Origin of the sequence: Mesorhizobium sp. M0833 (genome assembly GCF_040319905.1) — a bacterium.
Classification (GTDB): Bacteria; Pseudomonadota; Alphaproteobacteria; order Rhizobiales; family Rhizobiaceae; genus Mesorhizobium.
In genome coordinates this window covers 30,614-56,873 of the sequence record NZ_JAMYOQ010000034.1, presented here as the reverse complement: position 1 = coordinate 56,873, position 26,260 = coordinate 30,614, and the positions used below count along the sequence as shown (strand labels likewise).

Annotated in this window: 26 protein-coding genes and 2 pseudogenes; 16 read left to right on the top strand and 12 right to left on the bottom strand. The window is 58.5% G+C overall.

Annotation, left to right across the window (positions count from 1 at the left end):
* Positions 1–262, bottom strand: a pseudogene (locus NKH98_RS27520) (sugar phosphate isomerase/epimerase); the annotation flags it as partial.
* 832 nt (positions 263–1,094) lie between these two features.
* Here NKH98_RS27520 and NKH98_RS27515 point away from each other — a divergent pair.
* Positions 1,095–1,619 (top strand): helix-turn-helix transcriptional regulator, encoded by a 525-nt coding sequence (locus NKH98_RS27515; RefSeq protein WP_352756607.1) that lies wholly within the window; start codon positions 1,095–1,097, stop codon positions 1,617–1,619.
* Positions 1,620–2,245: 626 nt separating this feature from the next.
* Here the strand turns inward: NKH98_RS27515 and NKH98_RS27510 are convergent.
* The gene (locus NKH98_RS27510; RefSeq protein ID WP_352903316.1) at positions 2,246–2,377 is read right to left on the bottom strand and encodes a transcriptional regulator; all 132 of its coding nucleotides are present in this window, start codon (positions 2,375–2,377) and stop codon (positions 2,246–2,248) included.
* 842 nt (positions 2,378–3,219) lie between these two features.
* Between NKH98_RS27510 and NKH98_RS27505 the strand changes: the two genes are divergently transcribed.
* Positions 3,220–3,528, top strand: a complete 309-nt coding sequence (locus NKH98_RS27505) for a hypothetical protein (protein ID WP_352756612.1) — start codon at positions 3,220–3,222, stop codon at positions 3,526–3,528.
* A 75-nt stretch (positions 3,529–3,603) separates the two neighbouring features.
* On the opposite strand, the gene NKH98_RS27500 is transcribed toward NKH98_RS27505, so the two are convergent.
* Positions 3,604–3,810, bottom strand: a complete 207-nt coding sequence (locus NKH98_RS27500) for a hypothetical protein (protein WP_352903305.1) — start codon at positions 3,808–3,810, stop codon at positions 3,604–3,606.
* Between the two features lie 233 nt (positions 3,811–4,043).
* Between NKH98_RS27500 and NKH98_RS27495 the strand changes: the two genes are divergently transcribed.
* The 9 genes from NKH98_RS27495 to NKH98_RS27455 all read left to right on the top strand — a co-directional run bounded on the left by NKH98_RS27495 (position 4,044) and on the right by NKH98_RS27455 (position 13,981).
* Positions 4,044–5,186, top strand: coding sequence for a helix-turn-helix domain-containing protein (locus NKH98_RS27495; protein ID WP_352903304.1), 1,143 nt, complete (start codon positions 4,044–4,046; stop codon positions 5,184–5,186).
* Positions 5,187–5,513: 327 nt separating this feature from the next.
* Complete coding sequence (locus NKH98_RS27490; protein WP_502894337.1) at positions 5,514–7,256, top strand: putative bifunctional diguanylate cyclase/phosphodiesterase; 1,743 nt, start codon at positions 5,514–5,516, stop codon at positions 7,254–7,256.
* A gap of 176 nt (positions 7,257–7,432) precedes the next feature.
* Entirely contained in the window at positions 7,433–7,954 is a 522-nt protein-coding gene (locus tag NKH98_RS27485; RefSeq protein ID WP_352903303.1) for a ubiquinone biosynthesis methyltransferase UbiE, read from the top strand.
* Positions 7,951–9,129 (top strand): methyltransferase domain-containing protein, encoded by a 1,179-nt coding sequence (locus tag NKH98_RS27480; RefSeq protein ID WP_352756617.1) that lies wholly within the window; start codon positions 7,951–7,953, stop codon positions 9,127–9,129. Before NKH98_RS27485 ends, NKH98_RS27480 begins: the two co-directional genes overlap by 4 nt.
* The gene (locus NKH98_RS27475; RefSeq protein WP_352903314.1) at positions 9,126–11,492 is read left to right on the top strand and encodes a SpoIIE family protein phosphatase; all 2,367 of its coding nucleotides are present in this window, start codon (positions 9,126–9,128) and stop codon (positions 11,490–11,492) included. The genes NKH98_RS27480 and NKH98_RS27475 overlap by 4 nt, the downstream gene beginning before the upstream one ends.
* 2 nt (positions 11,493–11,494) lie before the next feature.
* On the top strand, positions 11,495–12,055 hold the full coding sequence (locus tag NKH98_RS27470; RefSeq protein WP_352756619.1) for a slr1658 superfamily regulator: 561 nt from the start codon (positions 11,495–11,497) through the stop codon (positions 12,053–12,055).
* Positions 12,056–12,073: 18 nt separating this feature from the next.
* Positions 12,074–12,412, top strand: coding sequence for a slr1659 superfamily regulator (locus NKH98_RS27465; protein WP_023720364.1), 339 nt, complete (start codon positions 12,074–12,076; stop codon positions 12,410–12,412).
* A gap of 317 nt (positions 12,413–12,729) precedes the next feature.
* Positions 12,730–13,320 carry an ATP-dependent DNA ligase gene (locus NKH98_RS27460; protein WP_352903301.1) on the top strand — a complete coding sequence of 197 codons (591 nt, stop codon included), beginning with the start codon at positions 12,730–12,732 and terminating at the stop codon, positions 13,318–13,320.
* A gap of 376 nt (positions 13,321–13,696) precedes the next feature.
* Positions 13,697–13,981 carry a hypothetical protein gene (locus NKH98_RS27455; RefSeq protein ID WP_352903299.1) on the top strand — a complete coding sequence of 95 codons (285 nt, stop codon included), beginning with the start codon at positions 13,697–13,699 and terminating at the stop codon, positions 13,979–13,981.
* A gap of 413 nt (positions 13,982–14,394) precedes the next feature.
* Here the strand turns inward: NKH98_RS27455 and NKH98_RS27450 are convergent, their stop codons facing one another.
* The 3 genes from NKH98_RS27450 to ligD form a co-directional block, all read right to left on the bottom strand.
* Positions 14,395–14,682 (bottom strand): PilZ domain-containing protein, encoded by a 288-nt coding sequence (locus NKH98_RS27450; protein ID WP_352756626.1) that lies wholly within the window; start codon positions 14,680–14,682, stop codon positions 14,395–14,397.
* A gap of 671 nt (positions 14,683–15,353) precedes the next feature.
* Positions 15,354–15,545: a hypothetical protein gene (locus tag NKH98_RS27445; protein ID WP_352801959.1), complete on the bottom strand. Its 192-nt coding sequence runs from the start codon at positions 15,543–15,545 to the stop codon at positions 15,354–15,356.
* A gap of 340 nt (positions 15,546–15,885) precedes the next feature.
* Complete coding sequence (ligD, locus tag NKH98_RS27440; protein ID WP_352903298.1) at positions 15,886–17,658, bottom strand: DNA ligase D; 1,773 nt, start codon at positions 17,656–17,658, stop codon at positions 15,886–15,888.
* 141 nt (positions 17,659–17,799) lie between these two features.
* On the opposite strand from ligD, the gene NKH98_RS27435 reads away from it, so the two are divergent.
* Positions 17,800–18,066, top strand: a complete 267-nt coding sequence (locus tag NKH98_RS27435; protein WP_352903296.1) for a hypothetical protein — start codon at positions 17,800–17,802, stop codon at positions 18,064–18,066.
* 209 nt (positions 18,067–18,275) lie between these two features.
* Here NKH98_RS27435 and NKH98_RS27430 read toward each other — a convergent pair whose 3' ends face one another.
* From NKH98_RS27430 to NKH98_RS27410, 5 genes and pseudogenes are all read right to left on the bottom strand, one after another.
* Positions 18,276–18,521, bottom strand: coding sequence for a DUF982 domain-containing protein (locus NKH98_RS27430; RefSeq protein WP_352903295.1), 246 nt, complete (start codon positions 18,519–18,521; stop codon positions 18,276–18,278).
* 196 nt (positions 18,522–18,717) lie between these two features.
* Positions 18,718–18,972, bottom strand: a complete 255-nt coding sequence (locus NKH98_RS27425) for a DUF982 domain-containing protein (RefSeq protein WP_352801955.1) — start codon at positions 18,970–18,972, stop codon at positions 18,718–18,720.
* A gap of 3 nt (positions 18,973–18,975) precedes the next feature.
* Positions 18,976–19,152 (bottom strand): hypothetical protein, encoded by a 177-nt coding sequence (locus NKH98_RS27420; RefSeq protein WP_352903294.1) that lies wholly within the window; start codon positions 19,150–19,152, stop codon positions 18,976–18,978.
* Between the two features lie 984 nt (positions 19,153–20,136).
* Positions 20,137–20,655 (bottom strand): annotated as a pseudogene (locus tag NKH98_RS27415) (helix-turn-helix domain-containing protein); the annotation flags it as partial.
* Positions 20,628–20,876 (bottom strand): DUF2905 domain-containing protein, encoded by a 249-nt coding sequence (locus NKH98_RS27410; protein WP_352903293.1) that lies wholly within the window; start codon positions 20,874–20,876, stop codon positions 20,628–20,630. The pseudogene NKH98_RS27415 and the gene NKH98_RS27410, both read right to left, overlap by 28 nt.
* A 424-nt stretch (positions 20,877–21,300) precedes the next feature.
* On the opposite strand from NKH98_RS27410, the gene NKH98_RS27405 reads away from it, so the two are divergent.
* From NKH98_RS27405 to NKH98_RS27390, 4 genes are all read left to right on the top strand, one after another.
* Positions 21,301–22,269 carry a GAF domain-containing protein gene (locus NKH98_RS27405; protein WP_352903292.1) on the top strand — a complete coding sequence of 323 codons (969 nt, stop codon included), beginning with the start codon at positions 21,301–21,303 and terminating at the stop codon, positions 22,267–22,269.
* Between the two features lie 138 nt (positions 22,270–22,407).
* The gene (adh, locus tag NKH98_RS27400; RefSeq protein WP_352903291.1) at positions 22,408–23,925 is read left to right on the top strand and encodes an aldehyde dehydrogenase; all 1,518 of its coding nucleotides are present in this window, start codon (positions 22,408–22,410) and stop codon (positions 23,923–23,925) included.
* A gap of 70 nt (positions 23,926–23,995) precedes the next feature.
* Positions 23,996–24,328 carry a DUF779 domain-containing protein gene (locus tag NKH98_RS27395; RefSeq protein ID WP_352779381.1) on the top strand — a complete coding sequence of 111 codons (333 nt, stop codon included), beginning with the start codon at positions 23,996–23,998 and terminating at the stop codon, positions 24,326–24,328.
* A 132-nt stretch (positions 24,329–24,460) separates the two neighbouring features.
* On the top strand, positions 24,461–24,820 hold the full coding sequence (locus NKH98_RS27390) for a potassium channel family protein (RefSeq protein WP_352903290.1): 360 nt from the start codon (positions 24,461–24,463) through the stop codon (positions 24,818–24,820).
* A gap of 12 nt (positions 24,821–24,832) precedes the next feature.
* Here the strand turns inward: NKH98_RS27390 and hemN are convergent, their stop codons facing one another.
* The gene (gene hemN / locus NKH98_RS27385; RefSeq protein ID WP_352903289.1) at positions 24,833–26,182 is read right to left on the bottom strand and encodes an oxygen-independent coproporphyrinogen III oxidase; all 1,350 of its coding nucleotides are present in this window, start codon (positions 26,180–26,182) and stop codon (positions 24,833–24,835) included.
* Between the last annotated feature and the right edge of the window lie 78 nt (positions 26,183–26,260).

Below are 26,260 nucleotides of genomic sequence, written 5' to 3'. Positions count from 1 at the left end.
GCCTGCGCGCCAGTATTTATAAGGTGGTTCTCGTAGCGATTCACCGCCTCGATTCCGAGCTCTATGCCCCGGATCTTGGCGTGCTTGGCGGCGACGGTCAGCACATGCGCGATGTTGTCGTATTCCTTTTCGGTGGGGGGCAGGCCGGTGCGTTCGCCAATACCGCCGAAATCACGCCGGAAAGCGCCAGCGCGCCCATCTCTGCAGTCTTGTCGATCGCCACTTCGAGATGCTCGATGGCGGCATCCGGCCGCACCGTTGCTCGTCGAGCGGGGCGTGGTGGCGGTTGTGGTCATGGGGATCTCTTATGGTCAGTTTTGAGATAGAAGAGCTTTACGAGGTTCTGATAATCCTGCCCTTTCATGGGAGGGCTGTGTGGTGTCGGAAACAGGTGAGCAGGAATACTATCGGCAGCTTGGCGGTATGAAGAAATCTTAAGAAATGCATCCCGAGACAAGTTTCTGGATGCGAGGCTAACGACAATCTTCAACTTGGTCCGTATAGAATCGAGCATTGTGAAAGCGTAGTTGAGGAGGTCACCGAAATAACGCAAAGCTCAAAAGCGAAGCCAGTCGCAACATAATTCTTGATGGATACGTTAATAACGAACCGTTGAAACGTATTTCGACCACGATCGGATGCTCACTGGCGAGTTTAAGAGTCAGCACCAGTAAACTCGGTTGCACTCGAACCTCGAAGGAGGCGGCCGAATTTCGGCGTGGCTTTCATATCCCGGAACATAATATTATAAATATCGCGATTGCACGCAAACTTTTTGACCCTTAACGGTGCAATCATCATGGACGAGTAACTTAGTACAACCCCATCTGAACGATATTATCACTTAAAGACTTTCTGTAAATCCAGAATAACTTGCTTCAGGCTGGTGAAATTTTTGGTAGGAGTAGAAAATGACTCTGATCGTTAGACACACTGAAGCTGCGGCGTGCAACCGATACATTGTGATGAGGACCAAGTATGACCGTGAGGCCCATACGAAGCGGCCCTCTTATGCCTATTCAGATCATGCATCAGATCGACTGGGCGCAGGGGTCGGGGAGCCAAGAGCACGTAGCCTGGAACCCATAACCGGCATGCTTGACCGCATCGGCTGCGGCTATCTCGTGCTGAACCGAGAGAGGAAAGTGGTCGAATGGAACGCAGCCGCTCAAACCACGCTGGAGCGCCAGGGCGAAGTAGCCGATACGGCCAGCGGCCTTTCAGTGGCCTTGAGGCGGCTGATCGCGAATGTTCCGGCCCATTTCCTGCCGGGCTCACTATCATGGGTGGTGATCCGCAGCAGCGCCGACAGGCCGGTGATATTGAACGAGAACGGGTTTATCGCTCCTGACGGAATGAGCATTGTGGCGTTACTGGACCGCGAGAACAGGTCGGGGCCAAATCCTCAGACACTGCAAAAGATGTTTGGCTTGACGGGCGCGGAAACGCACCTCGCGTTGCGCTTGGCTCAGGGCGATGCGCCTTTGGAGATCGCTCGCAGTTGGCGCCTCAGCCGCACCACGATCCGCTCGCAGCTTGCCTCGCTGTTCGCCAAGACCGAAACGAAACGTCAGGCGGAACTGGTGGCTCTTCTTGGACGCATCTCAGTCTTGCCATAAGGACCGTCGTTTGGATGCATCCCAGCAAACAGGCAATCCCGAAACGCTTTGACTTTCGGCTGGGCAATGGCGCGGGGCGGGTAGACGATGAAGTATTTTGACGAGGCCTCGAGGGCGAGTTCAAAGGGACGTACAAGTGTGCCGGCAAGGTTAGCCGCGACCAGCATGGTTCGACCCAAAACGACGCCCTCACCTCGAACGGCGGCCTCGAAGCGGAGTCGAACGTCACGCCACAACAACGCCGGCATTCGATAGCCAAGTTAGCCAAGTCGCCCAAGTGATCGGGAACTCGTCGTGATGAGCGTATGGTGTCTGAGATCCTCATGGGCGTCCAAGCCTCCAAGGGCTACGCCAGCCGCGCACGTGATTTCTTCTGCGAATGCTGGTGCCAAGGTCGCGACGTGCAGGCCGCCTGATTGCGTGCCGTACGTCATGCGTCGGCCGTCGGCCTTCTCAACAAGCTTCATGCCGTACAATCGGCAGGCATCGGTTAGCGAAATATCAAAGCGCGCGATGACGCTGCCGGCGCCACGCGGCTCCGGTCTAATTGACAATATGTGCAAGTTGGTGGTTCCCTTTTTGAAGTTGCCGCGGTTGAATCCGCGGTGGTTTTTGAAGGCAGCGGGTTAAGCCGCCCTCGCCGCGATCTTCGCTGCAATCCGGTCGGAGACCTCGGAGACCTCTGAGTGAACGACGCGGCGGTCGCCGAGTGAGACCGCAACCGGAAACCGGCTTTCGACGCGATATCTATTGACCATCGTACGGCTCATACCCGTCATCTTCGCGGCGTCATCAAGGACACAAGTGTAGGCGAATTATCGTTCATGGTTCCTCCTCGCAGCCCGACAGATTCGGACGCGGTTCAACTGCTGATTTGAAAGAGCTGGGAGGTTTCGGCACCGTCCACATGGGAGCGGCGGGATGCTGGTCTGGCCATCCTGCAGGCGACCAACGGGCCGCACGTCAGCACTAGGTTGCTGCTACGGGTAAGATTCAGTGGCTAAATAAGCAAGTTTAGCATAGCTATAATGCGGAGCTGGCACAATATGCTGCCCAATCCGCCATCATCTTGCGCCGCTTATCCTAGGCGTCGCCTCGCCGGTATGCGCTCGGCTGCGGTGCCAGCAGCGTGCGCAAGTTGCGGCCTCGGCAACTTCGGCCTGATAGTCCGTTTCCTCCCATACCCAATCTCGGAACGCGCTGCGCATTCCATGAACCGTGAAGTCGCCGCCGCCTGCCGTTTCAATGCTTGGCGAGAGTCATGTCGCTAAGCGGGGAGCGCGGACGCTGGCCCGGAAACACAAAATCGGAAATGTGTTTGTTCTTCATGTCGCGGAGTATTTCGACGGCACGATTCTGATAATGGCACGCGGTGCGCCTTACGTGACTTCATGCGCGCCGCAGGAAGCGACCATAGCTTCCGTCCAGATCGATTTCCGGCCAGACCGCCCTCTCGCCTCTCCACTTCGCGCAGACGTAAGGATGGTGAATTCCAGCGCCCTCGCCCCGTCTCGCCTCTTCGGCAAATAATGTCATAAGACAAGCGCGTCGCGACTGAACGGATTCATGCGACGCGCGCACTTTTGGGCGACATGTACTAATGTCCGGTTCCCGCAGCCTTTTGCCGACGAGACCTGACCGCCTCCAGCAGTTCGCGCTCGCTGGTGTGAGCATTTCGAAAAATGGCCACAACCATAACCGCCAAGATTTCGGCGTCCGGGTCCAAAGGATCGAGATTCTCATCCGAGCAGACCTCATCGAACACGCGGTCGCAAATAGCCAGATCGTGAGGGCTCAGGCAGGTGGGATTGAAACGCCGACGCAGCATCTGTCCGAACCTTTCAGGCCCGCCCCCGTGCTTTGCGGCGGGCTTTTTGCTGATGAACCGGTGACCCAATGGGATGCTTAAGCGATAATATCGCCCACAGTGTATTGGAATCAGTTTACCTGCTGCCTAACGCTTTCTCTGTTAATAGTCCCAAAATCAGCGCGCCCTTCCGGGACGTGAAATCCGCGCCGAAATTCCATCGCTTCTTTCTGAGTTCGAGTGCAGCCAATTTTTACTGGCGGTGACTTTCAAATTCGCCAGTGAGCATCCGATCTGTTCCGCAATAACTTTCAACGGCCCGTTTTCACGGTATCCATCAAGAATTATTTCGCGACGATCTTCGCTGGCGAGCTTCGTGTTCATTTCGGTGGTCCCCTCAACAACCATTTCACGATGCAAGATTCTATACGCATCGGGTTGAAGAGTGTCGTTATCTTCGCATCCAGAAACTTATCTCGGAATGCATTTCTTGCCGAAATCCAGCGTGATCGCCGTTTCGGTCGGCTCGAGTTCCGCCAGTCTTGTCAGATGTCTGAAAGTACACCACATGATTGAGAGGGGCACGGGCATACCCGATTCGGATATGGCACCACGCGATGGACACTAAGAGGCAAGACGAGGCCCCTGCGAGGCAGCCGCGAGACCGTGACCGACGTCGTTGGCCGCGCGAAGGTCAACCCCACAATGGGGACGCTCCATCACTCGCGCCGGCGCTCGAACCTCTGCCCTTTTCAACGCTCGAACTGGCGCCAGAAGGTCAATTCGCCGCTTGGCAAGCGTATATGGCGCCGCTTGTCGAGGTCAGGTTGCCGGATGGCAAATCGCTGAACGATGGCTTTCCCGCCGATCACATGGCTTGGAATCTCGGTGGCATGCTGATCGTTCAACAGCGCGCGCCGGCACATAGCTACTTGCGTTCCACCGCTAAGCTCCGATCCAGTTCGATCGATCACTGGTATATCGTCTTGCCACGAACTGGCCGGTCGTGGACGGAGGTCGATCGCCGCGTTGCGGAAAACCAGTCGGGCAAATTAGAGATCAGATCGCTTGGCTACCCGTTTCGCGGGAGGGTAACGGACTCGGAAAGTCTCTTTCTGTATATGCCGCGTGATTTGTTCTCTGATGCGGCGTCAACCCTTGACGCAAAGAACAATTCAATTCTGTCCGGCAACTTTGCCAACCTCTTGGTCGACTACGTCAACAGCATAGAAGCAAGACTGCGCAGCCTCACGGCTGACGATCTGCCCCGCATCGTGCACGCAACACGCAGCATGGTTATTGCCTGCCTCGGGCCTCCGGCAGAACAGGCTGCGGCCGTCGAACAATTGACGGGTGTCGCGCTAATGGAGCGAGCGCGTCGATACGTCCACCACAATCTGGATGCGGTTCATTTGACACCGGATTCAATGTGCCGGGCGCTCGGCGTCTCGCGCTCTCGTCTCTATCAGTTGTTCGAACCAAGCGGTGGTGTTCTCCATTACATACAAAGTCGCCGCCTTCTGGCAGCCCATGTTGCGCTAAGCGATCCGGCGGACAGCCGGCGCATTGTTGAAATTGCTGAAGCCTTCGGGTTTAGTTCAGCGGCTAATTTCAGCCGAGCATTCAGCAAGGAATTCGGTTACAGCCCCCGCGAAGGCCGCAGTACTGTGGTATTGCCGCGCCCCGCCCACTCTGTTTCGCATGCCGGAGACAAGGAGGCCTCTTCCTTTGAAGGTTGGCTCAAGGCGCTCGGAAACTGATTACAGGATCGCGAAGCTGATTGGGCTGACTCAGAAGAGGGGTTGCCCGGGGCGGCGAAGGTCACGCCGCCTCATGGACCACAATATCTTCGTGTCGCGCCTATTGCGCATCAATCACACAGCTGATTCTGGCCGATTCACGGTTTGTTAACGAACTGGGACGGTTCATCGTTATCGATAATTTGCTGCCAATCAAGGCGGAGAATACATGGAACTGGGCTACGGGCGGCTCTTATTAAGACTGCGATTTGAAAGTTTGCCAAGCTCGACAGTTATGCTACCTTTAGACTGAGGGGCGCGAGTCTGCACCTACTATGGAGGTGGTTCTTGCCCTCAGAGGCTTCAGGCGTCGGCACGGAGAGTGAGGGGCCTTCATCGAGCGATGCTCCAAGTGTCGGCGAAGGCGTTCTGGCAGACCTTTTGGCGAACACGACCGAACTTTTGTCGTTCTATGACCGTGACTTTCGCCTGACGCACTACGCGGCCAAGCTCAAAGGCTTGTACGGAGGCGCGGTAGCGCCGGGCGCCGCCGTCTGGGAGATCTACCCGAGCTTTCTCGATATGAGCTATCGTGACGAATTTCTTCGTGTGTTCCAGGGTGGCTCTCCGACAAGCATCGACTTGCCGCGATCATCGGGCGGAGCGCACCGGTCCGTTTTTGTGTTCACCACGGCAAATGGTGTGGGAATCATCGAATTAAGGGAGGACGGCGGGCGGAGCGCAGCGCAGGAACGAGAGCATGTAGTTCTACTCCATCAGGCGACGCACGACGTGCTGACCGGACTGGAGAATCGGCGGCGATTCGGCGAGCGGCTCCAGCAGGCAATGGCGGCCCTCGGCGGATCAAAGCCGAAAGCCGCCCTTCTGCAAATCGACCTTGACGATTTCAAAGCGGTCAACGACACGCTCGGCCATGGAGCAGGCGACACTCTTCTTCAACTCGCGGCGGGTCGTATCCGCGACGCGCTGCAGGACGGCGAATCCGCATACCGGTATGCCGGCGATGAGTTCGCTGTCGTCCAATTGGGAAAGGAGCAGCCAGCAGAGGCTGAACGCCTCGCCGGATCTCTAGTCGACGCGTTCAAGGACCCGTTCGTCATCAACGGCATTCCCGTGTTCGTCGGCTCGAGTATCGGAATTGCTTTCGGGCCGGAGCACGGGACCGATGGCGAACAGTTGATGAAAGCCGCTGACATTGCTCTTTACGCGGCCAAGACAGATGGACGCGGCTGCGCTCGAACATTCAACCGTTCGATGCTGCTCTTGCTCGAGCAACGCGAGAATCTCAGGCGCAGCCTTCGAACCGCGCTGGAGCGCGGCGAGCTTTATCTGGAGTATCAGCCGCTCATTCGACCTCCCTCGTCAGTGACCGGTTTCGAAGCGCTGCTGCGGTGGCGGCACCCTGAGGTCGGAATCATTCCACCCAACGTGTTCATACCGATCGCCGAAGCCGACGGTCTGATGGACGAGATTGGACGATGGGTGCTCGAGGAAGCCTGTCGCCAGGCGTTGACGTGGCCCTCCTCGCTGACAGTCGCAGTGAACCTGTCGCCGGCTCAGTTCCTTAGCGGTTCGCTGACGGACACCGTCGCTCAGGTCATCGACGCGGTTGGGATTGAAGCCGACAGACTTGAACTTGAGATAACCGAGAGGGTTCTACTTGAGAAGACGATCGACAATATAGACACATTGAACACGCTGAATGTCTTGGGAATACGAATATCGCTAGACGATTTCGGAACTTACTATTCATCGTTGAGCTACCTTAAGAACTTTCCCTTCGACACCTTGAAGATCGATCAGTACTTTATCACGGACCTGGAGACCGATCTAAAAAGCCAGACCATCGTGCGATCGATCATGAGTCTGGCGCACGGCTTGGGGATAAGCGTCACCGCCGAGGGGGTCGAGACGTCGGCACAGGCACGGTGGCTGATCAAGGAGAATTGCGATTGCCTGCAAGGGAATTTCCTGGGACGCCCGCTCGGAGCCGAGGCAACCAGCGATTTCATCAGGCGGACCCCGCTGAGGGTGGTACGAGCGATGGAGCAATCAAATCGGGCGGTCTAGCGCCTTGCACCCTTGTCAACGGCGAAGTGGAGATTTGTAGAAACGATCGAGGCAGATACCGCGCAATTTTTGGAGTCGGTGCGAGACTGAGTCATAACGGAGCGCGGTGAAATTTTCCGCCTCGGAGGTCATCGCGCCACCAGGGGTCAATACTGACAGAACAAGGGAGGATGCCGATGGGACCTGTTCATCATGATCCGGCTGGCGGGCCGACTTTTGAGCCCATGATCCAGATCGACATGGAAATCAAAGCTTTCGTCTCCGCTTGGAGACACTGCGATTATCTCTCGACATACATGGCCCGGATGATCAGTCAAAACAGGTCAGACTCGGTCCGGCATTCAAATCTCTTTTCCTCTGCCTTCAACGAATTGCTGGAAGTCGCCTTTCGTACGCGCCATGCCGACGGCGAACTGGCATGCAGGGTGTCTCGCCACGGCGCCACGGACAGGATCGAGTTGACGTTTCCTTGCCTGCCAGAAGAGCGCCAGTTCTACGAAGAAGCCGTGTCGCAAGTCGCAGGGTTCGAGGCCAGGGAGCGATATCTTAATTCTGTGTCTGGGGATCTCGCGCCCAGCCGGGAAATCGTACTCCTGGAACTGGCTGTCGACTACAACGCGACACTCAGGGTCGAGGAAGCCGATGGTGATGCAATCAAGCTTGTCGTGGATCTTCCGCTTGAAGGCCTGCAAAATTGAGCCCTTACGACCTTCTCCCCCGCTTCAAGGCGCAATACGACGCGAACAATCAGGAATTCTCCATATCGGGGGTGGTCCGGCCTCAGGCGATCGATGAGCTTGGGTCCAGCATAGCATTGCTTCGCGATGCGATCGACCGTGTGCGGGGCGTTCTCTACGTCAATGTCAGACGCCTGACGCAGATGAATAACGCTGCATTTCACACCTTTTCGAGGATCATCATTGACGCCTGTCGCGCTCGACCCGATCTCAAATTCGTCGTTATCACGTCAAGCGTCGTCGGATGGACCTCGCGAAAATTCGGTCGCCTGAGCGGAATTGAACCGAACATCACGGTCGAGGAGTATGACACCGAATTCTATCCGGGGCAGGGCTTCCTTGAGGAAGGCGGGTTCGTACCGATCCTGCGTACTCAGACAAAGATGACATGGCGCCACGAGCGCGCAATCTTGCCGCGACACGGGATGAGGCCCGGGATCGTCATGGCCGACATCTGTTGCGGGATCGGCGATTTCGCTGTGCTCGCGCAGAAGGAGTTCCAGCCATCGCGGATCGTCGCCCTCGACCACTCCAGATCAAGCCTGAACTATGCTCGACGAGTGATGCGGGAGTTCGACATCCGGGGCATCGAATATACGTATGGCGATGCGTCGGAGATGCTGCTCGACGAAGCGCAGTTCGACTTGGTCACCTGCCGACATTCCCTGCAAATCTTCAATCGACCTGAACTCATCCTCAAGGAGCTCTACCGCATATGCAAGCCAGGCGGTCGGGTCTATATCACCAACGAAAAGAATTCGCATTGCCTCGGCGAGCCGCGCGCCGAAAGCATTCGCTGGACCTACGACGAGGTGGCGAAGCTGTTCGGGCATTTCGAGATGGACGTCGAGCTTGGGCCCAAGAGTCGGCGATACCTGGTGGAAGCCGGATTCGAAGACATCCTTGTGGAGACCTTCATGGTCACCAACCTGGACGGCGATCCGCAGGACTTCGCCGACGTCATTGCAGCCTGGGCGGATGTCTATGCCGGGGAGATGGCGACCAGACGCGGTGACGGACCGGAGTTCGTCGCACGGTTCCGGCAGGGCTTCCAGGATCACATTTTCGCTGCACTACACCCCAAGGGTTATGCGGGTTGGCCGATCTGGGTCGCATCGGGGCGACGGCCACAATGAAAGCCGATAACGAGCCTACACCGCGCTTCGGCCTGCGCTCCTTTCGAGCGAAATTCGTATTGGTCGTTGGCGGCGCCGTACTGTTCGACCTCCTGCTGAGCGGTGGTCTGGCGCTTTGGAACGTTCAAAAGCTGTCGCGCGACGCCACATCGGAAGTCGGTGAGGGCCTGACGAATGCAAACCAGGAATACATTCGTTCCTATGCCGAGTCGACAGCGTTGAGCGTTGACCTGCTGCTCGATCGGGTTCACGGGGACGTCAAGGCGCTGGCTGGCGTGCTGCAGACCCAGATCGACGATCCGAGGAGGCAGCAACAGGTCGGAGCCACGCTTTCGCATGAGGCGCCCGGCTCCGTGAAGGTTGTCTACAACGCGCAGGGCGATTGGGCGCAGAATCTGCCGGGCGCGCCTTCCGTGGTAAGCGTCTGGGGCTACCTGCTGGGCGCCGACCACAGTCCGCTGCCCAGCGTTCAGCAGGAAATAGAAGACAGTACCGTGATCGATCTCGTCGCGCCGACTCTCATGGCCAGCGGGTCGTCCAAACTGCAGATGTACTATATTGGTCCAAAAGAACGGCCGATCTTCCGGACGGTACCGTATACGGATCAGGCACAGACCTTCGACCGACTCTATCCAGGCCACAACAAGGCGGAATTCTGGGAGTTCTTCTTTCCGGGAATCTATGGTTCATGGCAGCAATGGGCCAGGGATCCAGCCTCACGTCCGGTCCCTGACGATATTACCCAGACAGCGCCTTACACCGATGCAATCACGGGAAAGCTGATCGTCAGCTTTTTCCACCCGCTATGGACGCGCGATCGCACCGGTATCGCCGGTACGGCGGGAGCAGACATCACTCTCGATCAGCTCGCGAAAGTCGTCGAAAGGGTGAAGATCGCTGAAACCGGGTTCGGCTTCCTCACGATGTCGACTGGCAACGTGGTGGCGATCAATCCGTCGGGCCAGGCGATCATCGGCCTGACTTCATCGAGCGATGCGGGCACGCAGGGCGTCACCGGCTTGGAAAGGTCTCTGCGGGGAAGTACGCAGCCGGCTATCGCGTCACTACCTCTAGACCAGAACAATGACGGTGTCATTCAGCATATCATGCTCGACAGCAAGGGCGAACACGTTCCCTATATTGTTGTCCTCAAGAGCTTGAAGCCGACCAATTTGTGGAGTTCGGGACCGATCAAGTCCGAAACGATGTCGGTCGGGATCGTCGTTCCCGAACGGGAGATCTATGCATCCCTGTTCGCCGCGCAGGAGAGTATTTCTCGCGCAACCAATCGTATCCTGCTGTTTCAGATCGCGGCGATCGCCGTTTCGCTTCTGATTGTTTTTGCGGCCGTGCTCGGAATTTCGAAGCGGATCACCGCGGGCCTCAGGGCGCTTGCCAGCGCCGCCCAGCGGCTCCAGTCCAAAGACTATTCAGTCCGCGTGAACATTCCGACGCGCGACGAGGTTGGAGCGGCCGGAATCGCTTTCAACCGGATGGCCGAGCAGATCAGCTTTCACACGGAAAACCTTGAGCAACTCGTCGACGAACGAACCAGAGAACTCGGGGACGCCAATCAGGAGATTTCCGCACTCAACGAAAAGCTGCAGGACGAGAACGTCCGCCTTGGTGCCGAGCTCGCGGTCGCCAGGCAGATACAGATGATGGTCCTGCCGAAACAATTCGAACTCGAAGCGATTCCGGGGCTGGAGATCGCGGCCTACATGCGGCCGGCCGACGAGGTCGGCGGTGACTATTATGACGTCCTGCAGAACGGGTCACGGGTCAAGATCGGCATCGGCGACGTGACCGGTCATGGTCTCGAGAGCGGCGTGCTGATGCTGATGGTCCAATCCGTTGCACGCGCGCTGCAGGAGACCAGCGAGGCGGATCCGCACCAGTTTCTGGATCGGCTGAACAGAGCGATCTACAAGAACATCGAGCGGACGAACACCGGCAAGCATCTCTCGCTGGCCTTCCTTGACTTCGAGGATGAGCGGGTAACGCTATCCGGCCAGCATGAGGACGTTCTCGTCGTGCGTGCGGACGGGGACGTCGAACGCATCGACACGATGGATCTGGGTCTGCCGGTTGGCCTGGAGAATGACATCTCGAAGTTCATTGCCACGCGCGACATCCTGTTCGGCAGTGGCGATGTGATCGTGCTGCACACCGACGGTGTGACCGAGGCGGAAGACCAAGACAGAAGGCTGTTCGGGTTCGAGCGCCTCTGCCAGAGCGCACGAAAACGTCAAGGCGGGAGCGCCGAGGAAATCAAAACCGGGATCATCGAGGATCTCATGGCCCATATCGGGATCCAGAAGATCCACGACGACATCACCCTCGTGATCATAAGGCACACATAGCCATGACAACGCTGTTCGGGACCCCTGACGTTGCAATCGGGATGAAGGAGAGCGTCAGTCGCGTGCGGCTGTTCGACGGACCTCTCGACTTGAGTTGGCGTCATTGTGCCACGACCTCGGACTTCATCGCCGATCTTTTCGCATTGCGCTTCCGGTCGTGCCGCAATGACTACATGGAAGTGCGGCACAGCATTGGATATCTGGTCAACGAACTCATCGAAAATGCCGTCAAGTTTCGCGCACCGGGTGAGATCTTGATCGAGGCGTCGATGGATTCGGAATGCTTCAAGCTCAAGGTGTCGAATGACCTCGATGGTGAAGATGCGTCCGAGTTCCAAAGTCTCCTGGAGGACATCACGGTTGGCGACCCCATAGACCTGCTGATACAGCGAATTGAAGCCAATGCCGCGAACCCCGACGTAGGAGGCTCCGGACTTGGATTGCTGACGTTGATGAGCGACTACGGCGCGCGCCTGGCTTGGATATTCAGCGCCGCCGACGAAAGCGATCGGATTTGCGTGGAGACATATGCCTCCATTCCGATCTCGCAAATTCACAATTAGAGGAAACGAAGCCAGGCTATGGAAATCAAGACAGACGACTACCGCGTATGGACTGAAGGAAGCGAAATTTTCTTCGACGGTGCAATGCGGCTTGCCAGTTCCGACGCCGGTGCGCCTATCACAGCGTTGGCGACCAGTGTGCTTGCCTCGAATCCCGCTTCCATTACGCTCAATCTGAAGGACCTTCACTTTCTCAACTCTTCCGGCATCAACCTGCTGGCGAAATTTACCATCGAGGTGCGCAAGCATCCCGATGTTCGACTCGTCGTGCGTGGAACGCCCGACATACCCTGGCAATCGAAATCATTGCCGAATCTGAAGAAGCTGCACCCCGCTCTGGTGCTTTTGATGGACTAACCAGGTCCCGAAATTTGCCAGGGGACTGCGTCGGCTTGCGGCAACCCGAGATAATATAGGTCAGCCGGGGACGATGCGGGAGCCCCGCATCGATAGTGAGAAGGTGCAGGAGCGCGGCGCCTACAGCGGATATGTACACCAGGACAAGTATTTGGATGCCAAGCTAACGACAATCCGGCCTCGTGCGCACATGCTCGCAATGGCTCGGCGGGGGCTCGGCACAGGCGGCAGGCGTCCAAGTTGGGGGGATGTCGGGCTGCCTGTGCCGATCAGCCGCCGCGCGATCAAAGGTGGCGTCATTGAGTAAGCGTGCCAAGGTGAACGGCGGCCAGCTGGAGTTCATTCCGCCGCAGATCCCGACCCGGGTCACGGAGCCGCCCGAAGATGACGGATGGGTTCACGAGGTCAACCTTGACGGCTACCGAACGCAGATCATCATCGATAAAGGCGGCGTGCGTCTGTACAGCAAGAACGGCCGTGACTGGACCACGAAATACTGGCCCATCGCACTGGCTGCCGAGCTGCCATGCCGGGCTGCCATTATCGACGGCGAGGTCATTGTTCCAGGTGAGCAGGGCGCTCCCCATTGCCTTGCGCTGGAAGCCGCGATCTGGCACGAACCGAGCCGGCTGGTGTTCGTCGCGTTTGATATCCTCCATCTCGACGGTCGCAATCTAGCCTCCTTGCCCCTGCTGCAGCGCAAGCAGGCGCTGTGGCAACTCGTTGAGCACGGCCTCGGCAAGATCCAGTACAGCGAGCATTTCGAGAGCAGTGCGCTAGCGATCTTTCGGGCCATCGAGAAGGTGGGGCTCGAGAGCATCATCTCGAAACGCGCCGACAGCGGCTACAGGAGCGGACCGTCGAACACATGGCTGAAGGCCAAATACTTCGAGGAAGCCGATTTCTGAGCGGCGACTGCTTCTGGCATAGCCTGAGCTCCGCTCGGCACCAGCAACACTGCTTTTGGTAGGCGGTCAAGTCGGCTCTAACTTTCCCAGACCGTTCAAGCGCACTGCTCGCCGACTTCCCGATCACGATGTTACCGGAAAAAAGAACGCGGATTATTCCGAGCTAGAAAAGAAATAAACGCCTTGTTTCTAAGAAACGAAATGTCTTCCTCAGCAAAATTACCACAGGGTGAAACCTCAGGATCGCGCGAACTGGATTTAACTACGATGGGCAGCCGGTGATTTGGCACGAATCGCCAAAGTGCCCTCAGGAGGCCCTCCGACATCGATCGCTTATCCACCAAAGTAATCCATCACCTGCCAAACGATACAACGCGTGGATACCATACCCGTCTGTGGTCCAGAATCAACGCGACATTCGGGTTGCCGCCGGCTGCGCGAAGAGGTGTTTGATGGCGTGACCACGGTGATCATCGATTATTGGAAGCGCAATCCCGAATTCGATCCGCGATGGTATCGCTGCACTGTCTGGCTTGAAATTCCGGATTACAGAAACCGGAAAATGGACTGCAGAAGCGATTACTCTTCCGAGGCGGTAGAGATAAAAATACGCTGGTGCTATCGGACCGACATCAAGCTGCCGGCGCCGCGACCGAAATGAGTGCTCGGCGCGGCGTGTACCTGTCGCCAGGCAAATCACTATCGGCTATCGGCTTTAGAGGATCCGGTAGACCAGGCATCCTGGTGCGGCCGATCATCTTGACAATTCCAGCGGGACCGCGCCCGTCGACGGCATCCGCCATCTAAATATCCCCCAAAAAAATGACTGGTCATCTACAGGTAGACGCGCAGGGAGATCATGCGGTCGCTGCGCCGGCTGATCTCGGCCGACAACATGACGCAGAAGGAAAACGCCAAGGTCGAGCCAGCGAGGCTGGTCAGGCCGCGGCTGTATTCCCAGGAAGGTAATGGGAACCACTGGGGGGCAAGGTGCACTACCGACCTAGCAAATCTGCAAGACCGGTCAATGATCAACCTTCGACGGTTCGCTGAAGCGCGTTATTCAACCCCGCGCTATCCGTAATGGAGGCGGGGCTTCGGCTCAACGCCAGTGAATTGGATCCCGACCTTCTCGTTTTTGCGCCATCGCACAACAGATCGGTAAGCTACTCCGTCGACGGGAACGTACAGAAGAAACTCGGTCGGAATCCTTGTTTCGGCTGGCAACTTCAATTCTGCTCCGCCTGCATGCTGATTGCGCATGGTACAGCTGATTTCAGAGCTTGTGATGCTGATGATGATGGTCGCACGTTTCAAGACGCGTTGCCGATGATCACGACGAGTTTCGGCACCCTCCGGCAATGCTGGTTCCTCCAAGCGCTCCTGACCGCATGGCCTACCGTTATGGCCCTATGACTTGATTTCCATAGCACGATTGAAAGGTGCGGCGAATAACGGGCTTCTCGAATGTAGGGCTTGCACCCGCGCCAGCCGTGACGCCGCTAGAACTGGCCACCGATGCGCCGGGACCGGCTTTCACACCACCGCGGCCGCCGATTGATGCGCCCGCGCCGGCTTTAACGCCGCTGCTGCCACCGATCGGAACGCCTGTTACACTCGGTTCGCAATACTTTTATTATTTTCGTTAAACATTGTCCGATAGAGGTTGATATTCACGTTTTGTTCCCAGATCTTCACCCATGAGGATCTTTTGGCTAAATTAGCATTCTGGATTTGTTCCGGAAGTAAGGTGGAGCTCGCGTTTGATCAGGCTGAGGGCGACGCTAGTTCGAGGTCCCTAATTTAGCGACACTTGATGTACAGATTTAGTGTACGTCGGCGAGGGGGGAGGGCCAGGGCCCCATGCCAGCATTGCGCGGATTAAATGCGCCGACAGGTTTCAAGTCGAACTACCTTGGAAATATCAGCGCACCGGAGCAGTCGCTGCGGGGAAGAGGTCGGCTTGGCGGTCATGGGCAACTTGTCCCGGGCGGCTAGCTAAACGCCGGCGGCTCGCCAGGCCTGAAACTTTTCTAGGCGGCAGCGATGCCCATCATCACCGACTGGTCGGGACACTGGAGCACGCGCAGCGTACCCGGTTCGTCGCCGTGAACGCAGCGGATCGGCACAACTTGGTAGTCGTCGCCGAACGGCATGGCGCAGCCATTTGCAAGAAAATCGTGTTCCGGAAAACAGCCCTTTAAGAATGCTTCGAACTCGCGCAACACCTCTTCGGACCGAGCTCCTATTGGCGGCAGGATGAGAAAGTTATCGACCTCGTCCCCTGCCGGGATGCTGGAAACATGCGGCCGAGATCGCTTAAGTATGAAACGATTACGTCCGGTTTGGTTCGCGGAAAAGGCAGGCCTCCCACTGCCGCAGAGCCGAACCGCGAGCCGCTTCACCGGACACCAACGCAAAAGCCCGCCGACCCGAGCCAGCGGATTGAGGTTGGGGAGGATCGAATGGGATCACGATCGTAGACAGTAAGTTATTCGATGCTGCTATGACAGAGCAAGGATCCGCGCCGGCCGGCAGCACTAAAAACTTCGGACGCCGTCCCGCCTACGCGGCCCTTCGGGCAGCCGCCCGGAACGGGTGATCGACGGTGAAGCCGTCGGGCCGAATACCCCGCTCGACTTGGCTCCAGGTCACCGGATGAGCGATCGGGAACCCCGGTCGGGCCCGTGGCGAGAATGCTCCCACCGCAGTGTTGCCGCGCCCGTTACGAAGGTAATCAATAAAGATGCGGCCTGTTCGGGCTGCCGGAGCGGCGGAGAGTAGATAGCGATCGGGGCGTGCATCAACGAGGCACTGGGCGAGCGACTTGGCCAGTTGCCGGGCGCTGTCGTGGGTCATCTTTGTCTCAAGCGGGGCCATCAAATGAATGCCCTTGCCGCCTGTGACCTTCGGCCAGCTCTCCAGGCCTGCCGCTTCCATGATGTCGCGGAGCGCCAACGCGGTCTCGATTACTTCCGCCCACTCGACACCCTCGCCCGGGTCGAGGTCCAGAACGACGCGATCAGCATGCTCGATATCGTCAATGGTCGCGTTCCAAGGATGCAGCTCTACGGCATCCATCTCGACCAGCCCGCGCAAACCGGCAAGGTCGTCCACCCATACCCGAACGCCTTCGCCCCCCTCGCGCTTCTGGACACGCAACTGATGCACGGCTGCCGGAATCCTCGGCAACGCGCCCTTGTGATAAAAAGTGACCCCTTGGGTGTGCCGGACCAGCTTCAGCGGTCTCTGACCGAGATGGACTAGCGCTTGTTCGGCAACCCGCTCCCAGTAGCGCATAAGCTCCTCTTTGGAGGGCGAGACCGCGTCTGGCAGCAGCTGAAGGATATTGTCGCGGGGGACACCGTGTTCCCGGACCGTCTGTCGCCGCTTCGATAGAGCGGGCGGCTTCGCAGGTATCGTCACGAGGTCTTCGCGCAAGCCCTTGAATACTGCCTCCCGCAGCACGCCGCGATCAGTGGCGCCGCTGAATTGCACCTCGGCTAGAACGTCTGGCTTAACCCAAGTCGCTTTCGGCTTGTTGACGGGTTCCGACAGGGCCGACTTGTCGATGATCAGTGGATCAAGCCGCTCTCGAAGACGCCGCGCTGCAGTCAAATTGTAACCGCTCTGGGCTTTCCCGGCATAAAGGAGCCGGTCGCCCTCGCGGCGGCCGATGTAGAGCGATGCAATACGGCGCGGATGGGCGCCGAGCTTCTCAACGAAGGCAACAATGGGAAAGGTGTCGCTCTTGATGCATTTAACTTTGAGCCAGCTCGTCTGGAGACCTGAGCGATAGGGGGCGTCCGCTCGCTTGGATACGATCCCCTCCAAGCCCATCCGGCATGCATGTTGGAACACGTCGTCCCCGCTCAGCTCCAGATGCTCGGCATAGGTCAGCGTCGGTGCGGTGTGCTTCACCAGTTTTTCTAGCGCGGCCTTGCGTTTCGTTAGCGGCTGCTGCCGAAGATCACGACCGTTGAGGTGCAGAAGGTCGAACGCATAGAAGATTAGCTTCGGCGAGTTTGGGTTGCCCAACTCCCGTTCCAAAGCTTGATAGTCCGGCAGCCCCGTCTCGCCGAGGACCACAGCTTCCCCGTCGATGATTGCTGCTTGAACCGGCAGGTTCGCCGCGGCCTGCACAATTCTTGTGTATCGGTGCGACCAGTCGTAGCCGCGGCGCGTGAAGGCTCGTGCTGTGTTGCCCTCGACGATTAGCTGGGTCCGGTAGCCGTCATATTTGATCTCGTGAAGCCATTCGCTGCCCCCGGGAGCTTTCTCGACCAACGTGGGCGCTTGAAACTCAACAAATGAAAGCCGGTCTGCGGCGTTACTCATGCACTAGGCGACTCCCGGAAACAGCGACTCAAGCCGCAGGGCGGCCAATCGGTTCCGGAACATTTTAGCAAAATTGAATGTTTAGTGGGAATGACGGCGCTGTCCGACGTGCCCGATCGGCTGGAAATGGAGTGCTAGGCCATGGCTGTAAAGATCGGCGATGAAGTCACGCTCACCGTGACAATCCTGAAGGTGCTGGACAACGGCGTGTCGAGCGTGAGCATACCCTCTTACAGCTTTCCCTTTTCGATCGACACACCCAAGGGAGCAAAGGCTGGCGAAAAGATCGACATCACCGGCTTTGTAACCCGGATCGATGCCGAGGATGGCAAAGTGACGGTCAGGATCGATGGCGGAGGGCCAGTTACTGTAGATATCGAAACAGTATCGCGCGGGCCCGCGCCTTAGGGTGCGTCAGTCTCGGTAAACATGGGTCAATCGGATCGCGCTCTATATCTGACAGGCAGAGGGTCACCGCCTTTGCCGGCAAGGTCCTCTCCGGGTCCACGTCTTGAGCTGCTCAAGGGCTGCCCTCGCATTGTTGGAGCCATGCCTGACACCGGTTTCAGTCTTCACGAACACCGGAAGGACCAACCAATGGGTTGCAATGATACACACTACTCAGGAGAGAGATACACGTTGGCCTCCTTGGCAGCCGCCTCGAAGGCTTGACGGACCTCTTGAGGGGAGACTCTGCCCTCGAACGCGTCCACGCAGGATTGGACAGCCTTAGTCCACCTCGGGCCCTTGGTGTCCCACGCCATGAGTTCCTCGGCGGCTCCCTCGACGTGGCTGACTCCATGGCGAATGCCCGGACGGTTCGTCTTCACGTAGACCGGCGGAGAGAACCAGAGGGGACCCATGAGGGGAACTTAGAGCGGCAGGAGCCTACTGACCAACCCAGTGTAGCGCCGGGTCGATAATCGGGAACGTTGCTGACCCTCGCGGGTTTAGAACTCGCAGCGGTCGAGTCTTCGTGGATGCACCCGCTGTCGGGTCCGTCGCTTTTCTCACGGGCGGCGGGCCCTCGGCTACAGAGACTGACATTGCAATCCGAATTTAGCTATTTGCCGTTGGGGGAATTAACGTCCCCTCCTCCATCGCGGCAGCCAGGAATGCCTTGCGGGCCTCCTCGGGTTCCATCTCGTCGAATATCACGGCCATGCAAACGCGCACCGCGAGGTCCCAGCAAGGGCCACGCTTGGTCCACTTCATCAGCTCCTCGCCGGCTGTCTCGGCGTTGTTGACGTTGCGAATGATCCCGGTACGCTCGGTCTTGACGGGGACCGGAGGGTTGAACCAGTGGGGGGCCATACGTCACTCTTTGTCGGCCCTATCAAGTTCCTCCAGCAAATACCTTTGCTCGGCCGGCAGTTCCCGTTCTACAGGCAGATTTAGCAGGTTGCGAAGGTAATTGCGGATTACCTCTGAGGTGATCCACCGCCGCACAAGTTCGGCAATAACCTTCCGTTTGGCTTCATCGATTTCGACCACGTTCGGGCCTGCATGCTTAAAAGGACCGAACTGCACCGCGAGCGGATTTGTTCCTGCTAATCACGAAGATCAAGCAGGACGGCGCGCCCGTCTTGCGGGGCCGAGATAAGCAAAATTCCTGGAATGCTGGGCGGGAAGGTTAGGCGGATTAGTGAGGCGCGGGGCTGACAACTACTCCCGGCCGTCGAAACACACGAAGAGGCCAGTGGCGGAAGCTACCTCAAGGATAGCCTCAGTTAGCTCTTCGTCAGATGCCCGCAGATTAGGCGCAGTCACACGGACTCGTTCTATTGCAGCCTTGATCGAGACAATGTCTCCGCGAGCCGCCCCGTTCAGGAGTGCAGCAATAGCCTGATGTAGAATTGGACTGACAATTCGAACGACACTCATCCGACCATCCCCAAGGGACACGCCGAAGAGACGACAGTACTCTCTCCCTGACCGACATCAACAGGATGTAAGAACCGTACAATGCTGGGCCGTAACCGTCAGGAATGTTTGGTAGAAATTTCTGAGCGGGGGATCGGATAACTGGCTCGCGCGAAGACCCCCCATGCCCCCTTCGTTTCCAGCCCACAGGGCCGAGCGGCGACGCCCGCCACGACGCCGAAGGGCTGCCCGTGCGGTTATGCTGGCCGACATGGACGCGCTCTGGTGACGGCTGCCAATATCAAACCGCACTCTGTTGACCTTGTGCCGTCGACCGCGTGGAGACGCTCCATCGGGCCGCAGGGCCTCACATAGAGGCATTCCGGCTGCGGGGCCTGTCGCCGGAGGAGCGGGCAAAAGCCCCATGGGCAAGACTACGCAAGGCGAAGATCGAGGTCCGCCGCGTCGTAGCTGCTTGGGTTGCCGCGGAGTTGGCAATTGCGGCCGATCCGCAGGCGGACCGTAAGCCGGAATAGAAACGCGCCAGGCGGCCAAGCTCATTCACAAAATGGCGTCGGGGAGCCACAAGCGATGGGAAACCGGGCCCGGCGGAGTGCAGACATGGACGAACTCCCAGCCGGCGCCGCGCGACTTGCCCTTTTGCGGATCGCCGGTGATGCGATGGCCGACCTGGCTGAAGCGGCCGAGCTTCTTGATATCGATATGGATCATCTCGCCGGGGTGCTCGCGCTCGTAGCGTCGGATCGGTTCGGCCGGCTCGATGTCGCTCAGCCGCGACAGCCCGGCACGCTTGAGAACCCGGCTGACGGTGGCGGGCGAGACGCCGACCTCATGGGCGATGTGACTGCCGGTCCAACGCTGCCGCCGGAGCGCCACAATGCGCTCGGCGGTCGACGCTGGGGTGGCATGTGGCATATGGGCGGGCCGTGAGGAACGATCGACCATACCGACCCGCCCTTCGGCCTTGTAGCGCTCGACCCAGCGCGCCACGATCTTGGCCGACACGCCGTAGACGCGCGCCGCATCGGCTTGGGAAAGACGCCCCTCAATGACCGACAGCGCCATCTCCTCTCGACGCAGCGGCGTCAGACGGGCATTCTTATGGTTGTCCATTCGGACCCTCCGATGGATGCTGAAGCTTGGTAACTCCAGTCTCCTCGGTGCGGTCCGAATGGACAACCCTCTGAAAGCTCACACCCTAGGACCTCAAACCCAGTGCGGCTGTCGACACGGTGCGTCACGTTCTCACGTTCGACCACGATCTCACCGGGCAGTCTGCCCAGACCGACCCGCGGCAACCAGGGCCACAATAGGCCTATGGCGACTATGATCAAACAGCGACAATCAGAGTTCTGGGTATCGCGGTATCCGGCGGATCTGGTTTAGCGAAGCCGAGCGCGTTCAATGCTTGCTTAAATTGGTTTTTTTCTTGGCCAAAATCAGAAATCTTTCGGCCTCGTTCCGCACGGTACCGCGGCTTAATATAGTTGTTCGTCTTTGCCCAAGATCAATGAAATGCATAGTTCATGCTTGTAGGCTTTGGGGCATCGACACCCAGAGGCGCCAACACCCAGAGGCGCAGTCGCGAGGAATGACTATCGATCTGCCAAACATCACTAACTGACGGGAATCATGAGGATGTGCCTTCTGGTGCTTCTGTCGAATTGACAGCGTGGTGATTGAAGGCGGAACCTGATGCTATGCCAACGTTGTCTCTTCTAGGGCAGGCTGTACCAGGAGCTGAAAGGGAGGATGAACATGAGCGAGGATCTGTCCGGTCGTCATGCCGACCGCATTCAGGCCGCGATCGCTTCGGACGCCGCCGCGAAGTCCGCGCTGGTCGCCTCATGGCGACGCTCTTCCAATTTGCATCGGCTCGATCCGTCTGACCACAGCCCTCCACATTATCTGACAGAGGCCGAACTGGGGCAGGCCCGGCAACGCATCGAACCTCTCGTCAACGCCGCGCAATCAAGTCTCGATCGTCTCTATCTTGCGGTAGGCGGCATCGGATGCTGTGTCCTTCTCGCCGATCATGACGGCGTGCCGATCGAACGGCGCGGCGCGCCCGTCGACGACAAGACCTTTCATTCCTGGGGTTTGTGGACTGGCTCGGTCTGGAATGAGGAAAGCCAAGGCACCAACGGAATTGGCACCTGTCTTGTCGAAGGGCGCGCGCTGACAATTCACCGTGACCAACATTTCCATACGCGCAACACGCTACTCAGTTGCACCAGCGCCCCGATCCACGATCATGACGGGAATCTTGTGGCTGCGCTTGACGTGTCTTCGTGCCGGGCTGACCTGACCGAGGCCTTCGCCAATCTCATTTCGATGGCCGTGATCGACGCGGCGCGCCGGATCGAGGCGGAGAACTTCAGGATGGCGTTCCCGAAGGCGCGAATTCTGCTGGCGCCGGTGAGCGACAAAGGCTCCGGCGCACTCATTGCCGTCGATGCCGACGACCTTGTGGTCGGTGCGACCCGTTCGGCCCGCCTAGCACTTGGCATTACGCAGCAGTGCCTCGACAAACCGATGCCCGCCGCCGATCTGCTCGGCTGGGCTGAGAGTGACTCCAAAATTCTCGCTGAGGCAGAGCGCGCAGCTCTGCAGCGTGCGCTGGCACGGGCGGACGGAAATGTCTCTGCTGCGGCTCAGGCACTTGGGATTAGCCGCGCGACGCTTCACCGCAAGCTCAACCGCCTTGACCTTCACCGGACGCACTGACCTTTCGGTCTGACTGTCGCAGTTCTGCGACACATCGTCCCCGGCCACTGTGACCGGTAAGGTGACAACCACAGACGGAAATCGCAAGTCTCTTCCGAAGCGTCGCATCCCGCGACGTCAGCTTTGGGAGGAATACGCATGAACAAGGTTGAATTCTCACGCTCGGTCAAGGCGCCCTTCGACAAGCGCTACGGCAATTTCATCGGCGGTAAGTGGACCGAGCCGCGCGCCGGTCGCTATTTTGAGAACCACTCGCCGGTGAACGGTCAGCTACTTTGCGAGGTGGCGCGCTCGGATGCCCAGGACATCGAGGTGGCCCTGGACGCGGCACATGCCGCCAAGGACGCCTGGGGGCGCACCAGCGTTGCAGAGCGGTCACTCATCCTCATCCGCATCGCCGACCGCATGGAGGAGAATCTCGATCTCCTCGCATGCGCCGAAACCTGGGACAACGGCAAGCCGATCCGTGAAACAACCGCCGCCGACCTGCCCTTGGCCATCGACCATTTCCGCTATTTCGCCGGCGCCGTGCGCGGCCAGGAAGGCAGCCTTTCCCAGATCGACGACGACACCGTCGCCTATCATTTCCATGAGCCGCTCGGTGTGGTTGGCCAGATCATCCCCTGGAACTTTCCGCTGCTGATGGCATGCTGGAAGCTTGCTCCCGCACTTGCGGCCGGCAACTGCGTCGTGCTGAAGCCTGCCGAGCAGACCCCGGCTGCCATCCTGCTGTGGGCCGACCTTATTGGCGATCTGCTGCCGCCGGGCGTGCTCAACATCGTCAACGGCTTTGGTCTCGAGGCGGGCAAGCCGCTCGCGTCGTCGCCGCGCATTGCCAAGATCGCCTTTACCGGCGAGACGACGACCGGCCGGCTGATCATGCAATATGCCAGCCAGAACCTGATCCCGGTCACGCTGGAACTCGGCGGCAAATCGCCAAACATCTTCTTCAAGGATGTTGTCGCCGAGGACGACGATTTCTTCGACAAGGCGATCGAAGGCTTCGTCATGTTTGCGCTAAACCAGGGCGAGGTCTGTACCTGCCCGAGCCGCGCGCTCATCCATGAATCCATCTACGATACGTTCATCGAACGCGCCCTCAAGCGCGTCGAGGCGATCGTGCAGGGCGATCCGCTCGATCCGGCGACGATGATTGGCGCCCAGGCCTCGTCCGAGCAGTTGGAAAAGATCCTGTCCTATATCGACATTGGCCGCCAGGAAGGCGCGGAGGTGCTGACCGGTGGCGCCCGCAATGTTCTGCCTGGTGATCTGGCGGGCGGCTATTACGTCAAGCCGACGGTGTTCAAGGGACACAACAAAATGCGCATCTTCCAGGAGGAGATCTTCGGGCCGGTGGTTTCTGTCACGACCTTCAAGGACGATGACGAAGCGCTCAGCATTGCCAACGACACGCTTTACGGCCTCGGGGCCGGGGTCTGGACCCGCGATGGCAACCGTGCCTATCGCTTCGGCCGCGCGATCCAGGCCGGCCGCGTCTGGACCAACTGCTACCACGCCTATCCCGCGCATGCGGCCTTCGGCGGCTACAAGCAGTCTGGCATCGGCCGCGAGACACACAAGATGATGCTCGACCACTATCAGCAGACCAAGAACATGCTGGTCAGCTATAGCCCGAAGAAGCTCGGCTTCTTCTGATCACCTCTTTGTCTCACAGGCGCGGCCCGCGATGGGCCGCGCCCATAATGACTGGAAACCGGATTGGACCATGCATGCAAAAGTCACGGCGACGCCGGAAGCCCTTGAACTGATCGCAGAGATTGTTGCCGAGCACGGACCAGTGCTGTTCCATCAATCCGGCGGCTGCTGCGACGGGTCTTCGCCGATGTGCTATCCGCGTGCTGGCTTCATCGTCGGCGATCAGGATGTGTTGCTCGGCCACATCGGCGACGCGCCCTTCTACATCGGTGCTTCGCAATTCGAGGCCTGGAAGCATACCGATCTCATCATCGACGTAGTGCCTGGCCGCGGCGGCATGTTCTCCCTCGATAACGGACGGGAGAAGCGATTCCTGACACGGTCGAAGATCTGCACCGCATAGGCGAAACTTGCCGGTTTGATTTCGAGCAAGGAAGGCACCGCAGCAATCTCTACCTTGCCAAGATGATCCTCAATTTGCTCATCGGTACCGTCGTCATTAGCCTCACGGTCCTGGTTCACACCTTTGGTGATAATGGTCACACATGCGATGGGACACTTAGTCGCCCGGTTTCGCATGCACGGGCGCCGCAGCCGCATCGTTGCGATGATCAGCGTGGTGATGGGGCTCTTTGCCATTATGACCACAGAGGTGTGGCTCTGGGCAGGACTATACCGGTTGCTCGATATCTTTGCTGACTTCGAAACCGCGCTGTACTTTTCCACCATCACCTTCTCGACCGTCGGCTACGGCGACATTGTGCCCGCTCACGCATGGCGCGTCCTCGCGGCTCTAGAGGGCGTGAACGGATTTCTTCTGATTGGCTGGTCGACCGCCTATCTGATCGCGGCCGGCACCCGCATTGGCCCATTCAAGGCCGGCGAGCACTTCTGAACGGGCGATCGTTCAGACCGTTACGGAATGCCTGGCTGTACCGGTTTCGAAATATCTGTCGAACTTCGCCGCGATGCTTCTGACAAAGGGTCGGCTTTTCGCCGGCACGACGGAGCGGTCACCATCAAGTTCAAGCAGCCGCGCAGGACCATGAAGAGCCGTGGAACTCGCCTTGAGGAGAAGTCTTTGGCCGGCTTCGCCAAAGCGCCGCACCAGCTCAATCGCCGAAAAGGCGAAGTCACACATCAGTCGCTCGATGATCCAGCCGCGAACGCGGTCGTCTTCGGAAAGCGCAATGCCTCGGACCGCTGCGAGCCCTCCTTCTGCAACCATGCGTCCATATTCGGCGGTCGAAGGCAAGTTCTGTGCATAGCCCTCGCGAAACTGGCTGATGGATGACGGACCAAGGCCGATCAAGGTCTCGCAACGATCCTCGGTATAGCCCTGAAAGTTCCGGTGCAACGTCCCGGTTCGGGCCGCGACGGCCAACGCATCGTTGGGCTTGGCGAAATGGTCCAAGCCGACGGTTTCATATCCCGCGTTCAGCATAAGACAAGCTGCCAGTTGCGACTGGGCAAACCGCTCCGCCGGACCCGGCAGCCAAGCCTCGTCGATCATCGTCTGATGTTTCTTGAACCACGGCACGTGGGCGTAGCCAAAAAGCGCGATCCGATCCGGTTCCAGGGTCAGTGCCTGTGCAACCGTAGAGGCGATGCTCTCCCTGGTCTGATGCGGCAGGCCGTAGAGCAGATCGAGATTGACGGATTCGACGCCGCGCGAACGAACGCCATCAACAACCGTCTTGGTCTGCAGAAAGCTCTGCTCGCGGTTGATCGCTTTCTGCACCTTCGGATCGAAATCCTGGACGCCGAGGCTCGCCCTTGTCATGCCGATTTCGGCAAGCGTATCGAGGCGGGCATCGTCCATATCGTTGGGTTCGATCTCAACGCTGATCTTTGCACCGGGGAGAAACGTGAAGCTGCTGCGCAGGACGGTTCCCAGCGCCACGATATCCTGCGGTTTGAGCATCGTCGGCGAACCGCCGTCGAAATGGGCGGCACGCACGCGGCCCTTGCCCACGACAAGACCGGCGACGGTGGCGATCTCGGCATGCAGTGAGCGCAGATATGTGGTCACTGGTTCGTAGTGGCGTGTCTGCTTGGTATGGCAAGCACAGAACCAGCAAAGCTTGTCGCAATACGGGATGTGCAGATAGAGCGAGATCTCATCGCCATCGTTGAGCGCCTGCAGCCAGCCACGACAAATTGCAGCATCAACGCCTGTATGAAAATGCGGCGCTGTTGGGTAGCTTGTATAGCGCGGCACGTTCTCACCAAGTCTGGCAACTAATTCTGGCCGCATATCTCTATCCGCTCCACTTTGCATGGCGCGACATTGCTCACATTGGACGCCGGCGGCCTTGATTTCGGTCAATGCCAT